A 7,995-nucleotide genomic window follows, 5' to 3' on the forward strand; every position below is an offset into this window, starting at 1 on the left:
CCTCGTGTGGCCGCCCCCCCCCCGGCGACCCCCGGGGGGCCACCCATGGGGGGCGCGGCCCCCCCCGGGGCGGCCCCGGGGGGGGCCGGGCCCCCGGGGGGGGGGGGGGCCCCGGGGGGGGGCCCCCCACGCGATGGGGCCAGTCTGCACGGTGTGTGTTACCGGAGGAGGCAGTGCTGTTACGCAGCCGTAAAGCTCAAGGCGAGGCCGGCCGCCAACTCCCGGGACGGCAGCCGGACATGCTCCCCGTCGCGTACCAGCATCTCGCCGCCGACCAGTACGGCCGCCACCGTCCTGCTGCCCGCACACGTCAACAGCGTGGCTCCCGGATCGCGGACCGGAAGGCAGGCGTAGTCCCGGTCGAAGCGGTGCAGGACGAGGTCCGCCCGCATCCCCACCCGCACCCCGCCGTCCGGGTTCTCCTCGATCCCGAGCACCCGGTTCGCACCGCCCGCAGCCATGGCGAACATCTCGGGGAACCCGAACAGATCCGCCGTGCGGTGTGCGGCCCGCTGCAGATACGCGCCGATGCGCAGTGCCTCCAGGATGTCCTGCGTGTCGTTGCTGGCGGCCCCGTCGACCCCGAGGCCGACGCTCAGGCCGGCCTCGAGCATCTCGGGCACCGGCGCGATCCCGCTGCCGAGCCGCATGTTGCTCAGCGGGTTGTACGAGACACCGACGCCGTGCCGGGCGAGGGTGGCCCGCCCCGCGGCGTCGAGCTCCACACAGTGCACTGCGAGCAGGCGCTCCCACAGGAACCCGGCCCGCTCCAGATACTCGACGGCGCCGACTCCCGTACGGTCACGGCACATCGTGTCGTCCGTCGTCGTCTCCAGCAGGTGCAGCGATACGGGCAGCCCGCGCTCCTCGGCGTACGCGCGCACCGCGCCCATGCCCTCCGGCGTCAGGCACCGCGGATTGGGCACGGCCACACCGACGTCCACCCGGCTGCCGCGCACCTGCGCGATCAGCTCGTCGGTGTGTGCGAGGGCCTCCTTCAGCGGTTGCATCAGCCGCGGATCGAAACCCCACTTGCGGCTCGGGTCCGCCCGGTCGGCGACGCCCCGGCACAGCACGGCTCGTACGCCGCTGTCCCGGAGGGCACACAGGACCGCGTCGTGCACCTCGGGTGACGGGTGCGGCCACATGTGCTCGACCAGCGTGGTGGTGCCGCTGCGCAGTGCCTCGGCCGCGGCGGCGGCAGCGGCGGCGTAGGCCCGCTCGGGCGTGAGCAGCGCCGCCTCCTCGCCGACCGCACTCAGCCATGCGAGCAGCCCGAGCCCCTCGCCGATGCCGCGCAGTCCCGCCTGAAAGAGGTGCGTGTGGGTGTTGACGAGGCCTGGCGTCAGGTGTCCGCCGCTTCCGTCCAACACCTCACCATCAACGGGCAGTTCACCGTGCGGCGTGAGGGCCGTGACCCGCCCGTCGGCGATGTGTACGTCCGTCCCGGGCAGCCAGCGGCCCGAGCTGCGGACGGTGACGTCCGTGATCGTCCGCACTGTCATCGGGCGGACTCCTTCCGGCGACGGGCCGCGCCCGTGCGGTGGAAGAGCAGATTGAGCAGGAACGCCACGATCCCGGTGACGGCGATGCCGCTGTCCAGGACGGTGCGCAGGTACGAGGGGAGAGGCGCGTAGAAGTCCGGGGCGCCAAGAGGGATCATGCCGAGCGCGAAGGCGAGGGCGACGGTCAGCAGATTCCGCGGCTCGGTCAGATCGGCTCGCGCGAGGATGCGCAGCCCGACGGCGCCCACGGTCCCGAACATGACGAGCGAGACCCCGCCGAGGACCGGCCCCGGCACTGCGGCGACGGCGGCTCCGAGCACGGGCACGAACGCGAGCACCACCATCAGCACACCGGACAGTGCCACCACATGGCGGCTCTTCACGCGCGTCACGCTCACCAGGCCCACCGACTGCCCGAACGTCACGATGGGGAAGGAGGCGAGCGCCCCCGACAGCACGGTGGCGGCCCCGTCCGCGCGCAGTGCCCGTACGACGGTGGGCGCGTCGTCGCCGCGGCCGGCGATCTGACCGACCGCCAGGGTGTCGCCGACTGACTCCACCATGTTCACGAGCTGCACGACGAGCATCGCCGCGATGGCGGGAACCACGAACGTGGGTGCTCCGAAAGCAGTCGGATCAGGCGCCGTGACGACGCGCGCGTCCGCGACCCCCGACCCGTCGAACAGTCCCAACGGCAGCGCGGCCGCGGTGCCCACGGCCATGGCGAGGAGCACCGAGAACCGGGCGAGCACGGGCGGCGCGAGGCGCTCCACGACCACCACGAGCAGCACCGTCCCGGCGGCGAGCGCGAGCCCGCGGCCACCGCTGCCGCCTGCCTCCTGGCCGGCGACGAGACCGGCCGCCGAAGGCACCAGCGAGAACCCGATGACAGCGATGACCGTCCCGGTGACCAGCGGCGGGAACAGATGCAGACAGCGCCCGAACCACGGAGCGACGGCCAGCGTCACCAGTCCGGACACGAGGGTCGCGCCGAACACGGCGGCGAGCCCGCGCTCCTGCCCGATCAGGATCGCGGGGGTGATCGCGGTGAACGTGGAGCCCATCACGATCGGCAACCGCGCCCCGAACCACTTCGACCCCAGCGACTGCAACACGGTGGCGACCCCGCTGACCAGCAGGTTCGCACTGATGAGCAGACGTATCCGGTCCTCGGGCAGATGCAGCGCGGTGCCCACCAGCAGCGGCATGGTGGCCATGCCCGCGTACGCGACGAGCAGATGCTGCAGGCTCAGCGGTACGAGCCGCCTCCACGGCGGCCGTTCGTCCACGGGGTGCGGTCCCTGGTGTGCGGGCGCGACGGCATGCTCGACAACAGCCATCGTTCCTCCTCGCAGCTCGGCGGAAGACGGCTGGTTAGCGCCCGGGCCGGCCCCGCACCCGTACACCCACCGGCCGTTGCAGCCATGACCGGTGTGGGGGTGGCGCTAGGAAGGAGGTGTTTCGGTGGCGTTGCGGTCAGGAAACTGCGGCGTACCCGAACGGCGCGGCGCAGACCGGAGGAGGGTCAGGCGAGGCAGAACTCGTTGCCCTCGAGGTCCTGCATCACGATGCAGGACTCGTTCTCTTCATCGGCATACATCGTGCGCACATGTGTTCCGCCGAGCGCGACCAGCCGCGCACATTCGGCCTCCAGCGTGGACAGTCGCTCGAAGCAGACCATCCGCTCCTGCGACGGCAGTGAACGGTCGTACTCCTCCCAGGAGGCGAACCCCTCCTGTACCGGAGTTACGACGACGCACGACAGCAGGGGTCCCGCAGGTGGGAAGGCTCGTGCGCGGCTGGGGGCGCCGTCCTACGCCCGGTGGGAAGTCTCGCCGAGGCTGCCGGGAGTGCCGGGAGGGGTGGGTGTCGTGATGCCGCTGCCCGCACCGCTGCTGTAGTGGGTGCCCAGCTCCTCGTGGTACTCGGTGTTGCCGAGGTGCTTGTTCTTGTCGAACTCGGGAGCAGCCTTGATCTGCTCCTTGCTGCGCCCGACGCTGATCGTCTTCGCGTCGGGGTCGATGTGCGTGATCGTGCCGGCGGGCAGCATGACCTCCTTGCCGAAGATCCACATGCCCGTGTCCACGACGATGTACTGGCCTCCGACCTCCTGGGAGTGCTTGTCGACCTTGCCGATGCTGCCGTCCGTCGCCTCGACCTTGTAGCCGGTCAGATCGGTGTCCGGGGTGTAGCCGGCGGCGGACGGGTAGTTCCAGATGTTCTCGCTCATGAGTCATCCTCCGCAGATCGTGGTACGCGGACGATTGCTGCGTTTCGTGCGGTGCGCCCGATTTTGCACTCGCGGCCCGAGTTCCCTGCCGCGCGGGGATAAACCTGCTCGTCCTCTGGATGCGGGACCGGGCGGCTGGAGTCCGAGGGGCCACAGGCGGCGCGAGGGGCGTCGTCGACGTGTGTCGGCCGTGATGTATGTACGACACAAGCAGCGGGCTAGGGTGTCAACGGGGGAAGGGGCGTCACCGTCGACGCCGGCAAACGCCACGCCCCAAGGGGAAAGGGAGAACACCGCACGTGAGCACTGCCTCGTTCACTTCTCGCGTCCTGGCCCTCGAGGAGTTCGGCACCCTGCCGAGGCTCGCGGAGCGGACCGTGCCCGCGCCGACGCCCGGTCACACCCTGGTCCGGGTGGTCGCGGCCACCGTCGCCCATCTCGACCTGAACATCCTCGACGGGCAGTTCGGAATCCTTCCCCAGCTGCCGTTCGTCCCCGGCACCCAGGGCAGCGGCTACGTCGTCGCTTCGGACACACACCCCGAGGGGGCGCTCGTCCGACTGCGCGGCGAAGGACTGGGTCTGAGCCGCGACGGCGCCTGGACCGAGCACGCGCTTGTCCCGGACGCCGCCGTGGAAACCATGCCCGAGGGCACCGACCCCGCTCTGGCCTGCATCTACTTCTCGCCGGTCGGTACCGCCTGGGCGGCGGTGCACGCGATCGCCAAGGTGCGGCCGGGGGAGCGGGTGCTGGTGACCGGCGCGTCCGGCGCGGTCGGCGCCATGGCCGTGCAGCTCGCGGCGCGGGCCGGTGCGGAGGTGATCGGAGCGGTAGGGCGTCAGGCGAAGCTGCGGCACGTACCCGGCGTCGCCAAGGCGCTGCTCGTTTCCGAACTCACCGAGGAGGCGATCGGGGGCAAGGTCGACGCGCTGATCGACACGGTCGGCGGCCGGATCCTGCGCGACGCCCTCACCCTCGTCCGCCCACGAGGCAGGGCCGCGCTCCTCGGCTACACGGCCGGCCGCGAACTCGCCCTGGACCTCGCTGACTTCTTCCTCGCCGACGTCGCCCTCCTCCCCGTCAACATGATCTCCCGCGGTCAGGAAGTGGCTCCCGAAGTGCTGCGCCTGCTGCCGGACCTGTCCTCGGGCGCCCTGACCCTGCCGTACGAGCGGTACCGAATGGACGCGCTCGGCGAAGCCGTGGAGCGGCTGCGTGCGGGCAGCGCTGTGGGAAGGATCGTGCTCGACATGGGGGATACCGGCGATACCGGCCTCTGATCCCCTGCACAGTCAGAGATCCGCTGTGTCAGCGGCGCGTCTCGATCGCCAGGTCGCCGTGAGTCACCGTACGGATGTGTTCACCGGCCAGCGTGTCGTGGGGGAAGCCCAGCGTCGTCGCGCTCGCCTTGTCGAGGTACGCCGAATGCGCGGCCGTGAACTCGACCCCCAAGGAGCCCAGGTTGTCCTTGAGTTGGGCGAGCGTGCGGGCTCCGATGACCGGAGACGTGACACCGGGGCGCTGCAGGGTCCAGGCCAGAGCGACCTGGCCGGGCGTGTGTCCCGTCTCCGCCGCGACGTCCTTCACGGCGTCGGCGATGCCGAGGCTGCGCTCGGTGAGATTTCCCAGGGCGAGGTTGACGGTCCTGCGAGGCGGACCGTCGCCGCCCGCACGGGGATCGGGGGAGGGGCCGGCCAGGTCGTCGCGTCCGTACTTTCCCGTGAGGACCCCGCCGCCCAGCGGCGAGTACGGCACGACCCCCAGCCCGAGCTCGCGCGCCATGGGAATCAGGTCGCGTTCACCGGTGCGTTCGATGAGGCTGTACTCGATCTGCAGCGCGACCAGGGGCGACCAGCCCCGCAGGTCGGCGATCGCCTGCATGCGCGACACCTGCCAGGCGGGGACGTTGGACATGGCCACGTACAGGACCTTGCCCTGCCGCACCAGATCGTCCAGGCCGCGCAAGATCTCCTCGACCGGCGTCGTGAAGTCCCACACGTGCAGGTAGAGCAGATCGATGTAGTCCGTGTTCAGCCGCCGCAGGCTGGCCTCCACCGAAGCGAACAGGTTCTTGCGGTGGGGTCCTCCGGAGTTCGGATCACCGGGACGGCGCAGCGTGGCGTACTTCGTTGCGAGCACCAGGCTTTCGCGGTGGGTGCGGGTGAATTCACCCAGCAGCCGCTCCGCGGTTCCGTCCGTGTAGGTGCCGGCGGTGTCGAGGAAGTTGCCGCCGCGCTCGACGTAGAGGTCCAGCAGCTGACGCGCCTCGTCCGGTCCGGCGCCCCAGCCCCACTCCGTCCCGAACGTGGCCGTGCCCAGCGCCAAGGGTGACACCCGCAGTCCGGAGCGGCCCAGAAGCCGATAGCTGTCGAGAGTGAGCGACATCGTGTTCTCCCATGGTTGATGACCTGATGTCGCGAACAGCCTGTGACCGCGGTGAACCGGGGAGAAGGGAAGGAAGTTCCTGGGAACAGCAGTCCCACGCTGCCTGTTGCACGAAGCATGACGCCCCGAACCGTCGACAAGACACAGGAGTTGGCCGCGTTTCTGCGAAGCCGGCGCGAGCGGCTGGACCCGCGCGACGTTCAGCTCCCCGCGCGTGGGCGCGCGCGGCGGACACCGGGGCTGCGACGCGAAGAGGTCGCGGAGCTGGCCGGCATCAGCGTCGATTACGTCGTGCGGCTGGAGCAGGGGCGCTCGGGGCTGCGCCCCTCGGCGAACATCCTGGACGCCCTGTCGCGCGCGCTGCGCCTGACCTCCGACGAGCGTGCCTACGTCCATGATCTGGCCCGGCGGCGTCCGCCCCGCGCAGAGGAACCGGCGGCCACGGCCTCCCCGCCGCTGGCCCAGCTGGTGACCGAGCTGTCGCCGCTGCCCGCCATGCTGATGAACCACCGCTACGACATCCTCGCCTGGAACGGGGAAATGTCGAGGCTGCTGGTGGACTTCGGCACCCTGCCCCCGTCGCAGCGCAACGCGATGTGGCTGTGTCTCCTGCACCCGCGGGTGCGGGACCGCTACGTCGACCGGGAGCGGGTCGTGAGAGAGGGAATCGCCCACCTGCGCGCGGCGTGGGCCGCACATCCCGAGGACCGGGCGCTGTCCGATCGCATAGCCGAATTCGCCACGCACGACGAGGACTTCGCCCGTCTGTGGGCCGAACAGGACATCAAGGTCAACGGTCGCGGCACCAAGACGATGAGGCACCCTGAGATCGGTGTGATCTCCGTGCGGTTCGAGGTCCTCGTGCCTCTGGAGGATTCCGACCAGCGGTTGGCGATATTCCGCGCCGCGGACGATGCGAGCCGGACGGCCTTGGGCCGGTTGTGCACGCGCTGACCGGTCGGCGAAGGCGACGGAGGAAGCCGTCGGACGGGTCGTTCGTGGCCGGTGTCGGCACGCTCGCACTCGGCCCGACGGCCGTGGGCGTGTGGGTCTGGAGGGAGTGCGGAGGGGTGCCGGAGGCCGGTGCCTCGTAGGCTGCCGTCATGACCGATACCCAGAACCTGACGCCCCGCGACGCCTTTGAGCTGCTCATGGCCGGTAATCAGCGCTTTGTCGCCGGCACGTCCGAGCACCCGAACCAGGACGCGGCCCGGCGCACGGAGATCGCGCCGTCCCAGCAGCCGTTCGCGGTGCTGTTCGGGTGCTCCGACTCCCGGCTGGCCGCCGAGATCATCTTCGACCGGGGGCTGGGGGACCTGTTCGTGGTCCGCACCGCGGGCCATGTCGCCGGCACCGAGGTTCTCGGTTCCATCGAGTTCGGTGTGAGCGTGCTCAGTGCCCCGCTGGTCGTCGTGCTCGGCCACGACTCGTGCGGCGCCGTCGGCGCCGCCTGTTCCGCACTGGAGACCGGTAAGACGCCGGGCGGCTTCGTCCGTGACGTGGTCGAACGGGTGACCCCGAGCGTGCTCGCCGCCCGTGCCGCCGGGCGCGAGAAGCCCGACGAGATCCTGGCCGAGCACATCGAGCACACGGTGGATCTGCTGCTGGAACGCTCTCGCGCCCTGGCCGAGGCGGTGGACGCGGGCCGTCTCGGCGTGGTGGGGCTCTCCTACCGGCTGGCCGACGGCAGCGCACAACTCGTGGCAACCCGCGGCCTCGGCACGTCCTGACTGTCCAGCGCCTTCGGCCGGATTCCGGCCCGGGGCACTGACCGCACTCCTGCCGCGGGGGGGGGGGCCGGAGCGGCGGGCGCGCGCGCCCGGCGCAACCCCGGGGGCCACCCCCGGCCGGGGCCCCCCCCCCCCCCCCCCCCCC

General features: G+C 71.1%; 7 protein-coding genes and 1 pseudogene. 3 read left to right on the forward strand and 5 right to left on the reverse strand.

What is annotated here, in order from left to right:
* Positions 1-179 precede the first annotated feature (179 nt).
* The 4 genes and pseudogenes from ACFW9D_RS16000 to ACFW9D_RS16015 all read right to left on the reverse strand — a co-directional run bounded on the left by ACFW9D_RS16000 (position 180) and on the right by ACFW9D_RS16015 (position 3,735).
* Entirely contained in the window at positions 180-1,505 is a 1,326-nt protein-coding gene (locus ACFW9D_RS16000; protein WP_384622376.1) for an amidohydrolase family protein, read from the reverse strand.
* Positions 1,502-2,845, reverse strand: coding sequence for a uracil-xanthine permease family protein (locus ACFW9D_RS16005; RefSeq protein WP_384622379.1), 1,344 nt, complete (start codon positions 2,843-2,845; stop codon positions 1,502-1,504). The genes ACFW9D_RS16000 and ACFW9D_RS16005 overlap by 4 nt, the downstream gene beginning before the upstream one ends.
* 185 nt (positions 2,846-3,030) lie before the next feature.
* Positions 3,031-3,258: pseudogene (locus ACFW9D_RS16010) on the reverse strand (VOC family protein); the annotation flags it as partial.
* Between the two features lie 60 nt (positions 3,259-3,318).
* Positions 3,319-3,735: a PRC-barrel domain containing protein gene (locus tag ACFW9D_RS16015; protein WP_384622381.1), complete on the reverse strand. Its 417-nt coding sequence runs from the start codon at positions 3,733-3,735 to the stop codon at positions 3,319-3,321.
* A gap of 299 nt (positions 3,736-4,034) precedes the next feature.
* Between ACFW9D_RS16015 and ACFW9D_RS16020 the strand changes: the two genes are divergently transcribed.
* Positions 4,035-5,015, forward strand: a complete 981-nt coding sequence (locus ACFW9D_RS16020; RefSeq protein ID WP_384622383.1) for a zinc-binding alcohol dehydrogenase family protein — start codon at positions 4,035-4,037, stop codon at positions 5,013-5,015.
* Positions 5,016-5,043: 28 nt separating this feature from the next.
* Here the strand turns inward: ACFW9D_RS16020 and ACFW9D_RS16025 are convergent, their stop codons facing one another.
* Positions 5,044-6,120 carry an aldo/keto reductase gene (locus ACFW9D_RS16025; RefSeq protein ID WP_384622385.1) on the reverse strand — a complete coding sequence of 359 codons (1,077 nt, stop codon included), beginning with the start codon at positions 6,118-6,120 and terminating at the stop codon, positions 5,044-5,046.
* Between the two features lie 117 nt (positions 6,121-6,237).
* Here ACFW9D_RS16025 and ACFW9D_RS16030 point away from each other — a divergent pair, with 117 nt between their 5' ends.
* Positions 6,238-7,074 (forward strand): helix-turn-helix domain-containing protein, encoded by an 837-nt coding sequence (locus tag ACFW9D_RS16030; RefSeq protein WP_384622388.1) that lies wholly within the window; start codon positions 6,238-6,240, stop codon positions 7,072-7,074.
* Positions 7,075-7,223: 149 nt separating this feature from the next.
* Complete coding sequence (locus ACFW9D_RS16035; RefSeq protein WP_188340962.1) at positions 7,224-7,850, forward strand: carbonic anhydrase; 627 nt, start codon at positions 7,224-7,226, stop codon at positions 7,848-7,850.
* The last annotated feature ends 145 nt before the right edge of the window (positions 7,851-7,995 follow it).

The sequence above is a fragment of the Streptomyces sp. NPDC059524 genome (assembly GCF_042749255.1).
GTDB lineage: Bacteria > Actinomycetota > Actinomycetes > Streptomycetales > Streptomycetaceae > Streptomyces > Streptomyces xanthii.

Excerpts from the sequence above, each read along its gene's own strand:
- ACFW9D_RS16000 (WP_384622376.1), bottom strand. The coding sequence starts at position 1,505 with ATGACAGTGCGGACGATCACGGACGTCACCGTCCGCAGCTCGGGCCGC.
- ACFW9D_RS16005 (WP_384622379.1), bottom strand. The coding sequence starts at position 2,845 with ATGGCTGTTGTCGAGCATGCCGTCGCGCCCGCACACCAGGGACCGCAC.
- ACFW9D_RS16015 (WP_384622381.1), bottom strand. The coding sequence starts at position 3,735 with ATGAGCGAGAACATCTGGAACTACCCGTCCGCCGCCGGCTACACCCCG.
- ACFW9D_RS16025 (WP_384622385.1), bottom strand. The coding sequence starts at position 6,120 with ATGTCGCTCACTCTCGACAGCTATCGGCTTCTGGGCCGCTCCGGACTG.
- ACFW9D_RS16030 (WP_384622388.1), top strand. The coding sequence starts at position 6,238 with ATGACGCCCCGAACCGTCGACAAGACACAGGAGTTGGCCGCGTTTCTG.
- ACFW9D_RS16035 (WP_188340962.1), top strand. The coding sequence starts at position 7,224 with ATGACCGATACCCAGAACCTGACGCCCCGCGACGCCTTTGAGCTGCTC.